19 protein-coding genes and 5 pseudogenes are annotated in these 17,832 nt (G+C 49.5%); 9 read left to right on the top strand and 15 right to left on the bottom strand.

Annotation, left to right across the window (positions count from 1 at the left end; translation table 11 throughout):
* Window positions 1-68: 68 nt before the first annotated feature.
* Window positions 69-790 (bottom strand): annotated as a pseudogene (aat, locus tag CGZ65_RS00665) (leucyl/phenylalanyl-tRNA--protein transferase).
* Between the two features lie 71 nt (window positions 791-861).
* Entirely contained in the window at window positions 862-1,305 is a 444-nt protein-coding gene (fur, locus tag CGZ65_RS00660) for a ferric iron uptake transcriptional regulator (protein ID WP_269768615.1), read from the bottom strand.
* 217 nt (window positions 1,306-1,522) lie between these two features.
* On the opposite strand from fur, the gene CGZ65_RS00655 reads away from it, so the two are divergent.
* The 5 genes and pseudogenes from CGZ65_RS00655 to CGZ65_RS00635 all read left to right on the top strand — a co-directional run bounded on the left by CGZ65_RS00655 (window position 1,523) and on the right by CGZ65_RS00635 (window position 5,068).
* Complete coding sequence (locus CGZ65_RS00655; protein ID WP_096294454.1) at window positions 1,523-1,921, top strand: outer membrane protein assembly factor BamE; 399 nt, start codon at window positions 1,523-1,525, stop codon at window positions 1,919-1,921.
* 14 nt (window positions 1,922-1,935) lie between these two features.
* Entirely contained in the window at window positions 1,936-2,742 is an 807-nt protein-coding gene (gene dapB, locus CGZ65_RS00650; protein ID WP_096294453.1) for a 4-hydroxy-tetrahydrodipicolinate reductase, read from the top strand.
* A gap of 151 nt (window positions 2,743-2,893) precedes the next feature.
* Window positions 2,894-4,176: pseudogene (locus CGZ65_RS00645) on the top strand (AmpG family muropeptide MFS transporter).
* 349 nt (window positions 4,177-4,525) lie between these two features.
* Window positions 4,526-4,699 carry a hypothetical protein gene (locus CGZ65_RS00640; protein WP_415906962.1) on the top strand — a complete coding sequence of 58 codons (174 nt, stop codon included), beginning with the start codon at window positions 4,526-4,528 and terminating at the stop codon, window positions 4,697-4,699.
* A 42-nt stretch (window positions 4,700-4,741) separates the two neighbouring features.
* Window positions 4,742-5,068, top strand: coding sequence for an NGK_0946 family protein (locus CGZ65_RS00635; protein WP_096296053.1), 327 nt, complete (start codon window positions 4,742-4,744; stop codon window positions 5,066-5,068).
* 221 nt (window positions 5,069-5,289) lie between these two features.
* Here CGZ65_RS00635 and CGZ65_RS00630 read toward each other — a convergent pair.
* A pseudogene (locus tag CGZ65_RS00630) lies at window positions 5,290-6,745 on the bottom strand (chloride channel protein).
* 257 nt (window positions 6,746-7,002) lie between these two features.
* Here CGZ65_RS00630 and CGZ65_RS00625 point away from each other — a divergent pair.
* Together CGZ65_RS00625 and CGZ65_RS00620 are read left to right on the top strand one after the other, a co-directional pair.
* On the top strand, window positions 7,003-7,428 hold the full coding sequence (locus CGZ65_RS00625) for a MarR family winged helix-turn-helix transcriptional regulator (protein ID WP_096294451.1): 426 nt from the start codon (window positions 7,003-7,005) through the stop codon (window positions 7,426-7,428).
* Complete coding sequence (locus CGZ65_RS00620; protein WP_096294450.1) at window positions 7,380-7,748, top strand: DMT family transporter; 369 nt, start codon at window positions 7,380-7,382, stop codon at window positions 7,746-7,748. Before CGZ65_RS00625 ends, CGZ65_RS00620 begins: the two co-directional genes overlap by 49 nt.
* Before the next feature lie 266 nt (window positions 7,749-8,014).
* Here CGZ65_RS00620 and CGZ65_RS00610 read toward each other — a convergent pair whose 3' ends face one another.
* The 9 genes and pseudogenes from CGZ65_RS00610 to CGZ65_RS00570 form a co-directional block, all read right to left on the bottom strand.
* Window positions 8,015-8,707 carry a hypothetical protein gene (locus tag CGZ65_RS00610; RefSeq protein WP_096294448.1) on the bottom strand — a complete coding sequence of 231 codons (693 nt, stop codon included), beginning with the start codon at window positions 8,705-8,707 and terminating at the stop codon, window positions 8,015-8,017.
* Entirely contained in the window at window positions 8,704-8,934 is a 231-nt protein-coding gene (locus CGZ65_RS00605) for a hypothetical protein (RefSeq protein ID WP_096294447.1), read from the bottom strand. The genes CGZ65_RS00610 and CGZ65_RS00605 overlap by 4 nt, the downstream gene beginning before the upstream one ends.
* A 101-nt stretch (window positions 8,935-9,035) precedes the next feature.
* A complete protein-coding gene (argJ, locus tag CGZ65_RS00600; RefSeq protein WP_096294446.1) occupies window positions 9,036-10,256 on the bottom strand; it encodes a bifunctional glutamate N-acetyltransferase/amino-acid acetyltransferase ArgJ in 1,221 nt (406 codons plus the stop codon).
* Between the two features lie 125 nt (window positions 10,257-10,381).
* Window positions 10,382-11,040, bottom strand: a pseudogene (locus CGZ65_RS00595) (LrgB family protein).
* Between the two features lie 22 nt (window positions 11,041-11,062).
* Window positions 11,063-11,409: pseudogene (locus CGZ65_RS00590) on the bottom strand (CidA/LrgA family protein).
* A 120-nt stretch (window positions 11,410-11,529) separates the two neighbouring features.
* The gene (locus tag CGZ65_RS00585) at window positions 11,530-12,018 is read right to left on the bottom strand and encodes a hypothetical protein (protein WP_096294445.1); all 489 of its coding nucleotides are present in this window, start codon (window positions 12,016-12,018) and stop codon (window positions 11,530-11,532) included.
* On the bottom strand, window positions 12,002-12,565 hold the full coding sequence (locus CGZ65_RS00580) for a hypothetical protein (protein WP_096294444.1): 564 nt from the start codon (window positions 12,563-12,565) through the stop codon (window positions 12,002-12,004). The genes CGZ65_RS00585 and CGZ65_RS00580 overlap by 17 nt, the downstream gene beginning before the upstream one ends.
* Window positions 12,566-12,683: 118 nt before the next feature.
* On the bottom strand, window positions 12,684-12,896 hold the full coding sequence (locus CGZ65_RS00575; RefSeq protein ID WP_096294443.1) for a hypothetical protein: 213 nt from the start codon (window positions 12,894-12,896) through the stop codon (window positions 12,684-12,686).
* An 18-nt stretch (window positions 12,897-12,914) separates the two neighbouring features.
* Window positions 12,915-13,523: a C40 family peptidase gene (locus CGZ65_RS00570; protein WP_096294442.1), complete on the bottom strand. Its 609-nt coding sequence runs from the start codon at window positions 13,521-13,523 to the stop codon at window positions 12,915-12,917.
* A gap of 323 nt (window positions 13,524-13,846) precedes the next feature.
* Between CGZ65_RS00570 and CGZ65_RS00565 the strand changes: the two genes are divergently transcribed.
* Window positions 13,847-15,493: an ABC1 kinase family protein gene (locus CGZ65_RS00565; protein ID WP_096296052.1), complete on the top strand. Its 1,647-nt coding sequence runs from the start codon at window positions 13,847-13,849 to the stop codon at window positions 15,491-15,493.
* 189 nt (window positions 15,494-15,682) lie between these two features.
* Complete coding sequence (locus CGZ65_RS00560) at window positions 15,683-16,771, top strand: acyltransferase family protein (RefSeq protein WP_096294441.1); 1,089 nt, start codon at window positions 15,683-15,685, stop codon at window positions 16,769-16,771.
* Here the strand turns inward: CGZ65_RS00560 and CGZ65_RS12600 are convergent.
* The 3 genes from CGZ65_RS12600 to CGZ65_RS00550 form a co-directional block, all read right to left on the bottom strand.
* Window positions 16,741-16,932: a hypothetical protein gene (locus CGZ65_RS12600; RefSeq protein ID WP_123804787.1), complete on the bottom strand. Its 192-nt coding sequence runs from the start codon at window positions 16,930-16,932 to the stop codon at window positions 16,741-16,743. The two genes, CGZ65_RS00560 and CGZ65_RS12600, sit on opposite strands and share 31 nt — an antisense overlap.
* Entirely contained in the window at window positions 16,933-17,172 is a 240-nt protein-coding gene (locus tag CGZ65_RS12595) for a transposase (protein WP_269768614.1), read from the bottom strand.
* Window positions 17,173-17,461: 289 nt separating this feature from the next.
* Complete coding sequence (locus CGZ65_RS00550) at window positions 17,462-17,770, bottom strand: IS630 transposase-related protein (protein ID WP_096294440.1); 309 nt, start codon at window positions 17,768-17,770, stop codon at window positions 17,462-17,464.
* Window positions 17,771-17,832 lie beyond the last annotated feature (62 nt).

Here is a 17,832-nt window from a genome sequence, read left to right as displayed (position 1 = left end):
TGTAAACGCGGTTTCGTCAGCTATTACCGTGATTAGGCCGTCTGAAAAATTGGTGACGTTCTCATCATTCAAAGCGTCGTCCGCACTACTTCGCAACCAATGGGCTTCGGCAACGGCATGGCGTTTAGCCTGTGTAAGGCCGTCTGAAAATCATGAAATTCGATTTGCTCCGAACCAAAGCGCGCCAAGTGTGCGGTGTCTTGCTGGCAGTCAATCAATGCAATGCCTCGTTCCGCCAAATAAGGCACGGCACAGGCAAAGGCGATTTTGGACGCATCAGGCGCCAAGGCAAACATGGATTCGCCGTAAAACACACGCCCGATTTGCACGCCGTAAAAACCACCGGCCAGTTTCAGACGGCCTTGTTCATCAAGATACCAACATTCAAACGAATGCGCGTGTCCGATGCTCTGCAAACGCGCATAGGCCGTCTGAAACTCGGGCTCAATCCATGTACCGCTTTGCCCGGCCGCGACACAGCGGCGCAATGGCCGATTACGGCGGCAAAATCTTGGTTCACGCTCACCACATAAGGCTTGTTGCGCAAGGTTTTGGCCAATGATTTGCCGATGTGGATTTTTTCGGGGAACAACACCGTGCGCGGTGCGGTGGCAAACCAGTAAAACAGCCCGTTTTCGGAAAACCACGGAAAAATGCCGCTGCAGTAAGCCGACAGCAAACGTCCTTCATCCAAATCCGCGCTCACGCCGACCAAGCCGTCGCAATGTGCCAACGCGTAATCAGGATTCGGAAAACGGTAATCTTGTGGCGGCAAAAAAGGAATGTTCATTTTGCTTAGGCTTGAAAAATTTCAGACGGCCTCACGTCATGATGAGGCCGCCTGAATGGAGAAGATAGCGGTTAGCGTTTGCTTTTGGCTTGGCAGTCAGCACAAATGCCGTACATATACAGCGCATGATCAACAATGCGATAGCCGTTTTCTTCGGCGATTTTGTCTTGCAGGGCTTCAATTTCCGGATTGTGGAATTCGGTCACCACGCCACATTTCACGCAAACAATGTGGTCGTGGTGGTCGCCTTTGTCCAATTCGTAAACCGCTTTACCCGTTTCGAAATGGTGGCGCTGCAAAATGCCCGCTTGCTCAAACTGGGTCAGCACGCGGTAAATCGTAGCCACGCCGATTTCAATGCCTTCGTCCAACAAAATACGGTACACGTCTTCGGCACTCAAATGCTCTTCGGCATGCGTTTCAAACAAGTCTAAAATTTTCAGGCGCGGACCGGTTACTTTCAAACCGCTGTCTTTCAATTGCGCAATATTGCTGAAATTTTCCATAGTATTCAATACCCCTGTGGTCTAATAACCGTTATAATACGCACTTTTAGGCCACTTGCCCACTATGAGATTATAAAGGTTTTCAATAAACTATCTTCATTATCTCAATACGATATCGGGGCAATCTTCCTAAATTTCCATTCTGAAGATGATTATCGTTTGCTTTTTAAACTTATTCAAGCGATGATGGCATTTTCTTTTTCCGATTTCAATAGAAAGGTACACCGTGAATAAAACCTTATGTCTGGCCCTTGCCGCCCTGCTGGGTTTGGCAGCTTGTTCTGCCGAGCGCGTATCCCTTTTCCCTTCTTACAAATTACAAGTCGTGCAAGGCAACGCATTGGATCCGCGTGCCGTTGTATCTTTGCAACCGGGCATGAGCCGCGACCAAGTGCAGCTGCTGCTGGGCACGCCTTTGCTGCAAGATGCCTTCCATGCCGACCGCTGGGACTACACCTTCAACACCAGCCGAAACGGCGTGATTAAAGAGCAATCCAACCTGACCTTGTATTTTGAAAACAATGCCTTGGTGAAAGCGGAAGGCGATGCCATCCAAAAATCCATCGAAGCATTGCAGGCGGAACAAAAAGCCGCAGCCGAAGCTGCCGCCCCAGCCGCACAATAATTTTAGGAACATTCATGACTGCATTAAAAGTGGCCATCGCCGGCGTCAACGGCCGCATGGGCAAAGTATTGGTTGAAGCGGTAAACAACCACCCTGATACCGTATTATCCGGCGCCATCGAACATTCCACTTCCGAAGCCGTGGGCTTGGATGCCGGCTTTGCCAGCGGCATCCAAACCGGTGTGATCATCACCGACGACGTGGATGCCGTATTGGCACAAAGCGATGTATTAATCGATTTCACCCGCACCGAGCCAACCTTGAAACACCTGCAAAAATGCGTGGAACAAGGAGTAAACATCATCATCGGCACCACCGGTTTTGACGAGGCAGGCAAAGCGGCGATTAAAGCGGCCGGTGAAAAAATCGGCGTGGTCTTCGCCGCCAACTTCAGCGTGGGCGTGAACCTGACTTTCCACATTCTCGATACCGTCGCCCGCGTGTTGAACGAAGGCTACGACATCGAAATCATCGAAGGCCACCACCGCCACAAAGTCGATGCCCCAAGCGGCACGGCCTTGCGCATGGGTGAAGTGATTGCCGATGCCCTCGGCCGCGATTTGAAAGAATGCGCCGTTTACGGTCGTGAAGGCCATACCGGCCCGCGAGACCCATCGACTATCGGCTTTGCTACCGTACGCGCGGGCGACATTGTCGGCGACCACACCGCCCTGTTTGCCACCGACGGCGAACGCGTGGAAATCACCCATAAAGCCAGCAGCCGCATGACCTTCGCCGCCGGCGCCGTGCGCGCCGCCGTATGGGCGCGCAGCCAAAAAGGTTTGTTCGACATGCAGGACGTATTGGGCTTGAAAAACTGATTGCCGGATATACCAAGGCCGTCTGAAACACGAATCAAAGTTTCAGACGGCCTTTTGTCAGATTGGCTGCCAAAAATCTTTGTATTCAGACGGCCTGCAATGTGGCTGATTTTGTTACAATACCGCCTTAATTAAACAGTTAGAACACGTTATGACTTCATCTCAAAACAGCGCGCTCACGCAGATTTTTTCGCACCGCATGCTGATCTGTATTTTCACCGGTTTCACCTCCGGCCTGCCGCTGTATTTTCTCATCAACCTGATTCCGGCATGGCTGCGCAGCGAACACATCGATTTGAAAACCATCGGTCTGTTTGCCTTAATCGGTCTGCCGTTTACTTGGAAATTCATTTGGTCGCCGGTGATGGACGCCGTGCGTCTGCCGTTTCTCGGCCGCCGTCGCGGCTGGATGCTGGTGACACAAATCGGCCTGCTGGCAACATTAATGGCCTATGCCTTTTTGAATCCGCATCAGCACATGGCGGTTATCATGGGCTTGTCAGTGGTGGTGGCGTTTTTCTCGGCCAGTCAGGATATTGTGCTGGATGCCTTCCGCCGCGAGATTCTGCCTGACAGCGAATTGGGCTTGGGCAATGCCATCCACGTCAATGCTACCGCATCGCCGCTTTAGTTCCCGGTTCGCTCAGCCTGATTTTGGCCGACATAATGCCGTGGCACAATGTGTTCATCATCACCGCACTGTTTATGATTCCGGGCTTGTTGATGACGTTGTTTTTAGCGCAGGAGCCGCAATTGCCGCCAAGTGCACCGCGTACTTTCAAACAAACCGTGGTCGAACCTTTCAGCGAATTTTTCACGCGTAAAGGCGTGCGACAGGCGCTGCTGGTATTGGCATTTATTTTCCTTTATAAACTCGGCGACAGCATGGCCACCGCCTTGGCCACGCCGTTTTATCTTGACATGGGCTACAGCAAAACCGACATCGGCATCATCGCCAAAAACGCCGGCTTGTGGCCTGCGGTGATTTTCGGCATCATCGGCGGCATTTGGATGCTGAAGCTGGGCATCAACAAAGCCCTGTGGCTGTTTGGCTTGGTGCAGATTGTGACGATTCTGGGCTTCGTGTGGCTGGCCGGATTCGGCAAATTTGAAGTGGTCACCGCCACCGAACGCATCATGCTGGCCGGTGTGATTGGTGCAGAAGCTGTCGGCGTGGGTTTGGGCACAGCCGCATTCGTGGCCTATATGGCGCGCGAAACCAACCCTGCGTTTACCGCCACACAATTGGCGCTGTTTACCAGCTTGGCCGCCGTGCCGCGCACGTTTATCAACGCCACCGCCGGCTATCTCATCGAATGGCTGGGCTATGTGAATTTCTTCTGGCTGTGTTTTTTCCTGGCTGTCCCGGGTATGCTGCTGCTGTTTAAAGTCGCGCCTTGGAACGGGGAACACACGGAAAAACCCTCGGCTTAAATATCGAAATACCGCAGGCCGTCTGAAAATTTTTGGGGGTGCAGTTCATTTTTCAGACGGCCTTTTGTCTCCGAATCATACCGCATAAACCGCCTCTTCCCCTTAACGCAACATTACCGCTACAAAATATATAAAAAAGAAAGCACTATGCTTGAAGTAATTATGAAAATTGCCTATCTTACTACTTACCAGCTATGTTTTAGAATGAAAATTCTATAATCCCACGCAAATTTAGCCGCCCAAACGGCGGATGTCTCCCAACCCATAGAAAGAAGGTAGGTATGAAAATATAGGTTTCGCGCTGATTGCAGCCGCTTTGCTGGCAGGCTGTTCTTACGGCCATAAAACGTTGGCCATCAGCGACAGCCAACGTGCTGCCATGGTGGAAGATTCCCGCCGCGTACAAGACGTCGAACGCGCCGAACGCGCCGAACGCCGCGCTGAACGCCGTCAGGAAATGATGGATGAGGCCGATGCCATCAACCGCGCATACAAAGACCGTAAAATCTACATCCTGCACTAATCCGTTTTCCGATTTTCAAATTCAACAGAGGCTGACAACATGATGAAAAAAAGTGTAACTGCATTGACCCTGACTGCCGTATTGCTGACCGGCTGCGCTACCGGCGGCTCAGTAGGAAATTTGGCTATCGGCGACGACTCTGCCGCCATCAAAGCCGGCCGCAACCGCCAAGAAGCACAATTGTCGCGTGCCGAACTGGAACAGCACCGCCGCCAACGTGCCAATGTTTCGGAAGAACTGGCACTCGAACGTGAAAAACGCAATAACAAACGCGACCAAATCAACGGCGCCATCGGTACTGCTTCCGGTGCGGTCGGCCTGGTCGGTGGCGTTGCCGCTACAGCGGCTGCCATTAAAGCCTGGTTCTAACCTTTCTCTATATCTGCAAAGGCCGTCTGAAATTATCCAGACGGCCTTTTAGTTTATTTGGTTCGGTTGTCAACAGAATCGGAAATGCGGCGAATTGACCTGCCCTACATTTTTTCAGACGGCCTCGGATGACAAGCAACCCGCTTAACCGGTTTTGCCGTTTTTATCCGGCGGCAATTCCACATCCGCCGGCTGCGCTTCAGGCGATTGGTTGTCTACTTCTACATTTGCCGTATGCTCTTCCGCCACTTTTTCTGCCTCTCCCGAACTGCTTCGTTTGGCAAATCATCGCTTTGCTTGGTTTCTGGTTTTTCCTGCCCGGCCTTGTTCTGCTCCGCATACTCTTCCTGCACGCGCTGGCGAAAGCGCATACCGGCCAAGTGGTAAAACGGCCGCGGTGAAAATTGGCGCGAAACTTGTGAGGCGAAAATGCATACTATCAGCATCCAGAACAATAAATTCTGGCCGCCAGTCATTTCCATTACCACTACGCTTGAGGTAATCGGCGATTGGGTCGCGCCGGCCAAGAATCCGGCCATACACAGTAATACCACCACATTGATGCCGCTTTCCAATTGGCCGATGGCGGCAATATGCCCGCCCAACATCGCGCCGATGGTCAGTGACGGCGTGAAAATACCGCCCGGAATGCCCGCCCAATAAGAGAACACCGTCGCCAGCCATTTAGCTGCCGCCACACCTACCGGCGCATCGTACATCCTGCGCAATGCACCGGAAGCTTCGTGATAGCCCGTGCCGTATGTTTGGCCTTGATAGAGCGTACCCAAAGCCGCCAGCAACAAGCCCATAATGGCGGCCAGCATCAGCGGATGACGGCGAATCCAGCCACGGATTTTTTCCGGTGCATACGCCGCCGCACCTTTATACAGCATGCGTGCAAACAGGCCGCCGGTCACACCGCACAACAAACCTACCGCCAGCACCCAAGTCAGCATATTGTCCAATTCGCTACCGTGAAAGCCGGAAAAGTGCGGGTTATTGCCCTGAATGGCGACTTGAATAAAACCCGCTGCCAGCACGCCGAGCAGAATTTGTCGTTCCCAACGCAAAATCACGCCGCGCCCCAGCTCTTCAATGGCAAATACCACCCGGCCAAGGGTGCGTTAAATGCCGCCGCCAAACCGCCGGCCGCACCGGCAGCCATCAAATCGTTTTCCTGCATACCTTTAAAGGCAAGATTGTGTTTCTTACACCATGAGCCCCACGCCGTCATTACCGCCGCACCAACCTGTACCGACGGCCCTTCACGACCGATGGACGCACCGGCCAGCATACCGAGAAAAGTCAGCGGAATTTTCAGCAGGGTTTGACCGAATGAAATCAACCGTGTTTTCTGCGCACCATACGGCAGACTCAATGATGCCAACACCTGCGGAATACCGCTGCCGACAGTATAAGGGCATAACGGCGCGTCAACCATACAATCAGCGGCAAGCCGAGCGGCAAAACCACCCACGCAAACCAGGTATGTTTTTGCACCAAATGCGCATTCAGTTCCAGCGCATATTCGGCCATATGCGCAAACAGCAGCGCCGTCAGCGCCACCAGCGCGGAGCCTGCCAACAGAAACATGAACGATATGGTTTTGCGGGAAAGACGTTCGGTTTGTTTGAGTTTGTGGGCAATTCGATAGCCAAGGGATTTCTTTTTCGGCATGGTTTCGGCAATTTGAGTGGGATTGCAAACAGCATTACGTTGAGAAATAAAAGTATAGCAAGGATTGATGCCAACAGGTTTTCAGACGGCCTTTTCATTGAAAATAATGCTTTAGGCCGTCTGAAAATATCCACAGCGCTACTTTTTCAAAGAGTCTGTTGTTCAGGCAGCCTGAAAAAATTATGCCGCAAAGCATCTTGCCATTAGTCCGAATCGTTACTACAATCCTGCCAAATTAGTCATCATTCAGACCAGATATGAACCTTATCGACGATATCGGCCGCCTCATGGCAGGCTCAACCCGGCTTTACGAGCAATGGGCAAAACAATACGGCTTAAGCTACAACACGCTCGCGGTGTTATACGGCGTGGTGTGTTATCCCGACTGCACGCAAAAAACCATTTGCACGCATTGGAACCTGCCCAAGCAAACCGTTTTTTCCGCCTGCCGCCAATTGGCCGAACAGGGTTGGTTGCGCTTTTCGCCCGACCCCAACGACAAACGCGGCAAAACGCTGCATTTGACCGAACAGGGACAAACTGCCGCCCTGCCCGTCATCGAAAAACTGCAACACATCGAACAAGGCATTATTCGAGACTTCGGCGTCTCACAAGCCGAAACCTTTATCCAAGAATGGCAACGCTTTACCGAAATCGTTGCCCGACACACACAGGAACCGTAAACACGGCATGGATTTATTTGATTAGCGCAGGCTTGATGGAAATCGGCTGGCCGCCGGGTTTGAAACTCGCCCAACATCCCGGCTGGCGTTGGCAAGGTATTGCCTTGGCGGTCATTTTCATGGGCGTGAGCGGCTTTTTACTCTTTCTCGCGCAAAAAACCATTCCTATGGGCACCGCCTATGCAGTGTGGACCGGCATCGGTGCGGTCGGTGCATTTGCAGTCGGCGTAGTCTTTTTCGGCGACCCCGCTTCGTTCGGCCACCGGCTCGGCGCAGCGCTGATTATCTCGGGGGTGATTGTGATGAAACTCACGTCTTGAAGTTTTAATATTTTGAATCATAAACAAGGCCATCTGTTGTTCAGACGGCCTTTTCTTTAAATATCCTATCATTCTCATATGGCTCTATGATTCATCGTCGGCCATTAAATTGCCATGTCTCGCACAACCAAATAAGAAACAATTCCAAAAATAAATAAGATTTTCGCGTAAATCTTCTGTATCTATTGATACCGGTTTACCCTGCTTCAGTTTCTTTTCAAAATTTATCCAGCTCTTTTTGTTGATAAATAACATCTTCTGAAAAATTACGACGTTCTTCTTCTGTTTTGGCATTTTTTCAAATGAGTCTCTGCTTCATGTAGATATACTTTCGTTTGTTGAATCTCTTTTTCGAGATAATTCAACCAAACTTGTGGATATTCTGCATGAATGACAGGCCAAATTCCCTGCCAACTGTCATGCGGCGGATCATTCAAATCAATAAATTTCAACCATTGTGCTGAATCACCCAAATACGCATAGATACTGGCTAAATCTAAATCATCGGCATTGAGATGATGTTCTGCTTCGCTCAGGTATTGATAAGCTTCCGATCGGCGGCTTCTTAACAGTGCCAAATAAATTCGGTTCCGTACAATACGATATTCAACATCTTCTAAGCAAACATTAATTGCAGGCAGTTCGCAGGCAGTTGCAGTATGCTTTGCTAACTGCTCAAATAATTTTGCCGACTCTACCAACTCCCCAAGTATGGCTTTCGACACCGCTATATTGTTTTTTAAATGAATAAAATGCAGATATTGCAGCTCTTGCATATCCGCAGGCAAATGTTCTAATTTTTCCAAAGCTTTCTGACTATAAAAAATAATCTGGTGATGTGTTTCTTGGCTTAGGCGTACTGGATTATCCATATAATCCGGCTGAGTAAACAATATTTGAGCATAAGCTGCGTAGGGGTAAAATGATTGCGGATTAAGCAAAATCGCCTGTTTAATCAATTTGAGTCCTGATCTTTTTCACCGTATTCATAATACAGCCAATGCGCCAGATTGGTTGTTGATTCAATAGTATCTTTGGTTTCATAAGCTTTTCGCAAATAATATAAATCTTTGTGACCATCTACATTTTCTAAGTAATATAAAGCCAAAGCCGTCCATGCTTTCTCATCTTCAGGGTAACTGTGTACTTCATTTAACAATTTTGGCAAAAGATTGTTTTCATTCATTATTGGATTCAGCTTTCAAAAAAGATCTACTTGCATTATATACATAACAAGGCCGTCTGAAATTTCAGAAATTCAGACGACCTTGTTTATTCACACTAACATTACGAACGGTAATCCGCATTAATCGTCACATAATCATGCGAGAAGTCGCAGGTGTATACAGTGGTTTTGGCTTGGCCGCGGTTGAGGCTCACGCGCACGGTGATTTCGTCTTGATTCATCACGGCTTGGCCTTGTTCTTCGGTGTAGCTTTCGGCGCGGCCGCCTTGTTCGGCCACCAAGACATCGCCGAGCCACATTTTGATTTTATCGGTGTCCAAATTTTCGACACCGGCATAGCCGATGGCGGCAAGCAGGCGGCCAAGGTTGGGGTCGCTGGCAAAGAAGGCGGTTTTCACCAATGGCGAATGGGCGATGGCATAGGCCACTTTGCGCGCTTCGTCGCGATCGGCGGCGTTGTCCACTTCGATGGTGATGAATTTGGTTGCACCTTCGCCGTCGCGCACGATGGCTTGCGCCAATTCCAAGGCCAGCCCGCTGAGCAGGGCTTTGAGCTGTTCATAGCGCGGGTCGGCGATATTGTCGATTTGGCTTTGGCCGTTTTTGGCGGTGGCGATGATGACGAAGCTGTCGTTGGTGCTGGTGTCGCCGTCAACGGTGATGGCGTTGAACGACACATCGGCGATTTCTTTGGTCATCAGTTGCAAAACCGGTTGCGACACGTTGGCATCGCAGACGATAAAGCTGAGCATGGTGGCCATGTTGGGGTGAATCATGCCGCTGCCTTTGGCGATGCCGGTGGCGCGCACGGTGTGGTTTTCGCCGACTTTGCCTTCGCGGCTGGCAGCTTTGGGAATGGTGTCGGTGGTCATGATGGCACGGGCGGCCTCGCTCCAATGCACCGGTTTCACGCGCGGCAGGGCTTCGATGATTTTATCGGCAGGCAACGGCTCTAAAATCACGCCGGTGGAAAACGGCAGCACTTGGGTGGTTTTACAACCGATTTGGCGGGCGACGGCGGCGCAGACTTCCACCGCATCGGCGCGGCCTTGCCCACCGGTGCCGGCATTGGCATTGCCGGTATTGATGACCAGCGCACGCACGCCGTCCTCATCAAACAAATGTGATTTGGCGATGTACACCGGTGCGGCGCAGAAGCGGTTTTGCGTGAACACGGCACCGACGGCATTTTTGCCGGTGAGCACCATCAACGTCAAATCGTCGTGATTCGGTTTCTTCACACCGGCCTGACCGACAAATACCTGTACACCGTCGATATGCAACAATTCTCCTTCGTGTCGTTCGGAAAGATTCACTGCCATTTTCTTACTCCTTGTAGAAAATATTTTGGAACCGTTAACCAATGGCGCGATATGTCCATCTGCGCCTATTATTTTTCAGACGGCCTATTTGACGCAGAGGCCGTCTGAACCATCATCTATTGCATTCAAATGCCCATGAGCACCGGCACAATCAGCGCGGTCAGCACGCCATTAAGCGTCAAACCCAAACCGGCATACGCGGCCATGCGGCGGCTGTGTTCCATCGATACGGTAATCCCATGGCGTGCGAAGCGGTACCCAGCGACATGCCGACAGAAGAAGGTTTGTGTACCGTGCCGACATGCAGCATTTTGTAGCCGGCCATCTGCCCGAACAAACCGGCAATAATCACGGTGGCTGCGGTAATCGCCGGAATACCGACGATGGATTTGGTGATTTCAATCGCAATCGGGTTGGTGACCGATTTGGCCGCCAAGGATAAGGTGACTTCCCCATTCGCGCCGAACCATTTGGCCAGATACACGCCGGTCACAATGCCGGTGACGCTGCCGGCCAGTTGCGACAACAAAATCGGCAACCACTGATTGCGGATTTTTTTCCAGTTCAAAAACAGTGGCACGGCCAATACCACCACCGTAGGCTTGAGCCAAAAATCGATATACTGTGCGGCTTCGTGATAAGCTTCGTAATCGATGCGGAACAGCTTCAAATACGCAATCATTACCACAGTGCTGATAAGTACCGGATTACACAACATATTGCCGGTGCGCACGCGGATGATGTTGGCCAAGCCGAACACCGCCAGCGTCAGAAACAGCAGCAAGCTCGGTGTATGGAAATTTCCATTACATCCACCTCCGCGTCCATTCGTGTACTTTACCTGTTGCCAGCAACACACACAAGGTGCTCAGCACCGCCGCCGTCAAAATCGGAAACCAGTCGTCGGCAATCAAATCTAAATAGCTGATGATGGCCACGCAAGGAGGCACGAGGAACAGAGTCAGATTCGCCATCAGGGTATCCGAAAGCTGCTTCACCCATGAGACCTTGACCCAGCCCAGTTTCAGCAGGCCGAACAAAACGCCCATGCCGACAATACTGCCCGGCAGCTTGATGCCGCAGGACAATACCCACAGCCCTCACCTACGGCCAAACAACCTAAAACGATGAGCAACGCACCGATGAAGTTCATGATAATCCTTATCCTATCCGCCGAATGTTTTGAGGCGGCCTTTGCATGAAGCTGCGACACGGAAGCCGCCTGCAATCCGCCATGTCATTCTTGTTCAAAGCAATGTTATTCCGGCTATCGTCATTGCTGCTGTTCTACCGGTGTGCCCCTGTCCCGCATACATTTATCATATAAGGCGGAATTAAATTTGCCGTATTTATATTTGCCGTCAAAGATCCGGTTCTCGGGCAGCAGAGCCAGATAGGAGCAATATTGGTCATTTCTCCACTTGAGATCCGGCGGTTCATATTGCGGAGAGCCGCTATCCTTCATACATTGATGAAAAAAATGATCATTACTCATTCCATTTTTACGATACTCATTATATATTCTATTTTCAGGCAGAAATCCCAATTCATTGCAATATACCGCATTTATTTTCCTATTTTCCTTCTGTGCCTCCGTTTCCTGCGCATAATAGGCCTTTTCCTCTTTATCGTAAGGCCTAGTGGCAGAGCCGTTATTCCACCAATAGACAAACCTTTTATCAAGAGTTTCAATCACAGAACAGGATGCTAGAAATACGGCAGCCGCCGTAGTAACGGTCAATTTTTTAAAACGGGTCTGCATGGTATTTTCTCCCTTCAAATTCAAAATAGCGCGTGCCTTTGGGCGTGGTCAAAATCTCGAAATCTTTGCCGCTTTGTGTGACTTGATTGGTTCTTGTATCCACAATCCTGGCTTTACCGTCGCGCCCTACGAAGTAAATATCGCCGTTTGCACCTTTGACCGTGGCCACAGGCAGCGAGGCATTGCTGTCATTTTCCTTAGTAGGCTCCGGCCAGATTTTGATATATTCATCATAGAGCGGATTTTCTATTTCCTTACCTTTGAATAAGATTTTGTTTCCTGCCGCATCCTGAATAAATTCCGTCGGCGCCTTTTCATCTCCGGTATAGCCACTGTGGGAATAGCCTTTGCCTAAGAGAAAACCTTTGCCCAAGCCGCCGGTGCTGGGATTGGCACCGACCAGGAAATGCACAAAGTCGGTAACGTTGCCGCCGGTAAGGAGCGTGGGGCTGATGCCTTCGCTGTCAACATAGTTGTTAGCTGTTAAGGAAAAATCATAACGCGGGATAAGGCCGTCTGAAAAGGGAGAAGCGCCATTGCGCTGCATTTTTAGGAATCCCGTTTGAAAACGGCCTTACCGTTTCAGATGGCCTGAAAGCCGAAAGAAACCGTCTGAAATACCAAACGGCATTCTTTACGAATGCCGTTTTGCACCTGCACTAAAATCAGCGATATGGGTTTTCCAAACCTTCGATCAAGGTCTTCAGATAATCGCGCAGCTGCTCTTCGCCGCAACCCATCAACAGTGCATCTTCAAACGCATCTTGTGCCATTTGATACAGCTCGCTCATGTTTTCGTCCATCACCTTCACTTTTTCGGTGCATGACACAATCTGACCGTCGTCGCCGTACCATTTCGGCATTTCGGGCATACCCATACTGCAATATTTCCTTGTTTAATTTAAAAAACGCGACGGATCGCTTTTCTTCACACGCCGGCCGAAAGCGTATTTCGAATTCCAGTATTTATTGCCCAGGCTGCTGATTTCGATCCTCTTTCCCGTTCGCGGCGCATGGATGAAACGGTTGCCGCCGATATAGAGCCCGACGTGGGAAATACGGCCGGGACCCATAGTCCGGAAAAACACCATATCGCCCGGCTGTAATTCGCTGCGGCTGACATGCACGCCTATTTTGGCCTGTTCGGCCGAGGTTCGCGGCAGACCCAAGCCCATGGCACGGCGGAAGATATGCTGCATAAAACCGCTGCAGTCAAAGCCGGTATTTGCAGAACTGCCGCCGTAGCGGTAGGCCACACCGAGCAGGCCCATGGCACTTTTAATCAATTCATCGGAGCTGCCCGATGATTGCTCGGCCGCAGGCGGATTCACGCGGACGGGAATAAGCGGTGTGCCGGTGTTGCTGTTGTCTTGATTAAATTGATTGAGAATCTGCTGCCGGTTGTTCAGCATATTTTCCAAATCATCGGCATGCGCTATGCTCATAGCGGAAAACAGCATACAGGCCGAAGCCAATAGCGCCGTTAATTTTGCAAAAAGGTTCATTCCTTACTTCCAAGTGTTCAGACGGCCTCTTTCAACCTGCTGATGCTCGGCCTGCTTGAAAAATTATCGACATACAGTAAAAATAACGGCAAGCTTAAAAGCTTGCAGTCATATGCAGCAGAAAGTCGGTATTTTCCAGATGAAGCGTGCGGCATCAACAAGCCCTATATGCCGTCTGTTTTATTATGTTATGCTGTATTTTAAATGTTATCTGTTTGATTGTATTAAAAAATCGCCCGCTTGGCAAAAAAGTAACAGTTATATTTCGTTAATATATTGTTTATAAACAAATTTTACAAAGCTGAAAAATAATCTGAAAAATGATGATGATTCCCACCCTGCTGGCGATGCGCGACCTTTCGCGTATGCGCGAAATTATTACCATTCTGACCAAACACGGTTTGGGCGGCTTTGTACAGCGCATTAAGCTCGCGCATCAGAGCGACCGCAAAAAAGCCGATCCCGACAGCCATTACTTGAGTACGCCGCGCCGGTTCCGCATGGCATTTGAAGAACTGGGTCCGACGTTTATCAAGCTCGGCCAAGTGTTGTCCACGCGTGTAGATATTTTCAGCGTGGAATGGATTGAAGAATTCGAACGGCTGCAAAGCAATGTGGCACCGATTCCGGTTACCAATATCCACAAGCTGATCGAATCGCAGCTGGGTCGGCCTACAAGGGAAATTTTCAAATCCATCCAGCCCCATCCCATCGGCAGCGCATCGATTGCACAAGTGCATCAGGCGGTGTTGCTCAACGGCGAAACCGTAGCAGTGAAAATCAAGCGCCCCGACATCGACCCCGTGATTCAGGCCGATTTGCGCATTTTCAACCACATCGCCAGCCTGATTGAATCGGAGATTCCCGAAATGCGCCGCTACCAACCGGTGCAGATGGTGCAGTATTTCGCCCGCAGCTTGGCCAAAGAAACAGATTTATCGGTCGAACTGCGCTATATGCAGCGTTTCGGCAAAACCTTCGAACTGAATGGGGCGGTACACATTCCCAAGGTTTATCCCGAATTATCCAACCGTCTGATTTTGGTGCAGGAACACATCAGCGATACCTTGCTGAAAAACATCGACATCAATACCCTTGAGCCGGAAGTGCGCAGCCGCTTGGCCACGCAAATCACCGATACCTTGTTTACCATGATACTGCAGCAAGGTTTCTTTCACGCCGACCCTCATCCCGGCAATATCTTCATCAATTCAGACGGCCGCATCACCTTTATCGATTTCGGTTTGGTCGGCCACTTAAGCAGCACGCGCCGTCGCGAAATCATCGATTTGATCAACGCGCTCGCCCACAAAGACCAATTCACCATGCAATATGTATTGAGCAACTGGGCGGAAGGAGAGTTGCCTGATGAAAACCTGCTCGGTGCCGATGTGCTGGAAATGCTGCTCAACTACGAACACACGCCGGTGCGCGATTTGCGCATCAGCCAAGTCATCAACGATATCACTCAAATCATGCGCCGCCACGCTCTGACGCTGCCGGGCGATTTGGTGATGCTTTTTAAAACGCTGATTACACTCGAAGGCGTGGTCAAACGGCTCGACGGCCAAATCGAGCTACTCGAGCGTGCCAAACCCATCGTCACCGATGCTTTTAAAGAACGCGCCTCACCCGAGCACATCCTGCGTAAAAGCAAAATCCATATGCAGACCCTGTTGCAAGCTGCTGACGACTTGCCGCAAAACCTGTTCCGTCTCAGCCGCCGCCTACAAAAAGGCCAAATGGGCGTGACGCTCGATTTCAAACGCTTCGATCAGCTCAGCCAACAAATCGATCGTGCCACCAACCGCCTGACCATGGGCATCGTCACCGCCGCGTTGATTATCGGTTCGTCCATCGTCATGAGCATAGACACCGGCCCCAAATTTATCGGCTTCTTCGGCTACCTGCTGGCCTTCGCCAACAGCTTGTGGATTATGTGGTCGATTTGGCGCTCTGGGCGTCACTGAGATGTATGGTGATTATGAGGCCGTCTGAACGTCATTTGCATCCAGACGGCCTTTTAAATAAACAACTATGAAAAAATTACGCTTCATAATTTATATTACCCAAGGGAATCTTTTGCAGAAATCTTTATCTAATCTCTATTTTAGCCTTCGTCTCCGATCGGCTTTATCCAATAAGAATAGAACCATTTCATGCAGAAAAAAGAATACTATTACGGTTTAGATCAATTGCGCTCCGGCCTCATGCTGATTGGGGTATTGATTCATACTGCGGCCTTAATCAACCCCTTTTACCAATGGAACTACGTCAGCCAATACCGCAATGAATTTATTCATGATTTGGTCTACATAACACATTTTTTCAGGATGGAAGCATTCTTTGTCATCGCCGGTTTTTTCTCTGCCATGGTGTTGATTAAAAAAGGGGCGGCTTATTTTATGGAAGGCCGTTACAAACGGGTATTGATACCTTTAATTTCTTCCATTTTATTGATTAATACATTTGAAGTTTGGTTTATCGTTCACCATGGCATCAAACCTTGGCAGGAAATCGGCATATCGGATTTCATCGTGCATTCGTGGTTTTTGTTGACGCTGATGATTTTGTCGATAAGTGCCTTATTACCGATCGACAAAATTTTAGACTGGTTTAACCGACGTAACATTTGGATACAAATATCCGCCATCATCATTTATATGCTTTGCCCTTATAGCATTAAATTTTTATTGTACTTTATCTTCCCTGAGCAAGAATTTCCGCTGGTTTATACACTATTTGATTATTTTATTGAACGAACGCTGCATTACAGCATCTATTTCTTCTTGGGCTATCAAATTTACCGCAGCGAATATCTGAAAAATTTATTACGCGACCAAACGGTTTTTAAAATTGTCAGCATGATGGCTTTGGTTTGTTTAATGTACCAATACAGCACGATTGGTGCCGTAGCAGAAACCAAGCCTTCCATTGTGATTCAATCAGCCAATCTGATTTTGAAACACATTACCGCATTGACGACTTCATGGGTTTTATTCAGCTTCTTTTTTAAAGCCCATTTCCGCCCTTCTAAAGCTTCTGCGTTTTTGGTGCGTTCGGCCATTATTATTTATCTCTTTCACCATCCTTTGGTGATCGTGATCGGCTACTATTCCGATATTGCCGGATTGACTTCAGCAGGCTATTTTTTCCTGGTGGCGATTTGCGTCTATCTATGGTCGTTTTTCATCTATTTCATTATCGACAGTAACCGCTATACACGCTGGTTGTTTGGCATTAAATAATCTTTTAGGCCAACACCTTTGCAAAAAAACCAAAACTCCTCTAAATTCCCTAAAGAATTCAGAGGAATTTTTTTATGAGCAGCTTCTTCCACCAACAAGCCCGAATCATGATGAGCAAACATATCGACAGCTACCCGTTGCTCAAAAGTATAGTCAAACACTTAATTTTCGACACCCAACACCCGTCCAAACAACACATCCGCATCATCCAACCGCCATTTCCGCCGCAACGACTTGACCGCCGCCCAGCAACGCTCAATCGGATTCAAATCAGGGCTGTACGGCGGCAGCCGCAATACCGTATGGCCTTTCTCTTCCGGCAACTGTTGTGCCTCACCCTTATGGAAAGCCGCATTATCCATAACCACCATACTGCCTTCAGGCAAATTCGGAATCAGCATCTGCTCAGTTCAAGCGTCAAATACCGCTCCGTTGACCGTACAGTCAAATAGCCCGACGGCAAATAAATTCCCTTCATACAACGCACCGATGCATTGGTTTGGTTGTGTCCGTGCCGGTCAAACAGCCCGTAACAGAGCCGTCCTTTGGCCGCATAGCCGTAAGGACGGCAGCTGCTGCGTTTGAAACCGCTTTCGTCCAGATAAATAATGGGATGTCGTTGGCTTTATACGCTTGCAGCTGAGTTTTGAATTGTTAACGTACTTCTTCTTTGGCTTTGGCTTTGGGTGTTTAAAGGTCTTTTTTTCGGCTGATGTTCCATTTTTTTAATGCCGCACCAATGGATTTGGCGGAGCAGCCGAAGCGTTGTGCACGTTCGTATTGGAAGTCGTCGGGATATTGCTCAACGTCTTGCATGGGTGCTTCACGATTGATTTTTCGGCATTTTCTGTCTTTAGGATAGGGGTTGGGTTCGGGATCTTGTATCCATGCGGACAAGGTGGCGCGGCCAATGCCCATTTCTTTGGCAACTTTGTAGATGGAGCGGTCTTGTTTGATTTTGCTTAAGGCCGGTTGGCGGAAGTCTGTTGAGTAGGTCATGGTAGGAATTATGACGGAAATTAAGGTGTTTGACTATAAGAAGGGGATTTACATAAATGAAA

This window comes from Neisseria weixii (genome assembly GCF_002327085.1).
Classification (GTDB): domain Bacteria; phylum Pseudomonadota; class Gammaproteobacteria; order Burkholderiales; family Neisseriaceae; genus Neisseria; species Neisseria weixii.
Note: the sequence above shows the minus strand (reverse complement) of the source record. Positions and strands in the feature narration are given on the sequence as shown.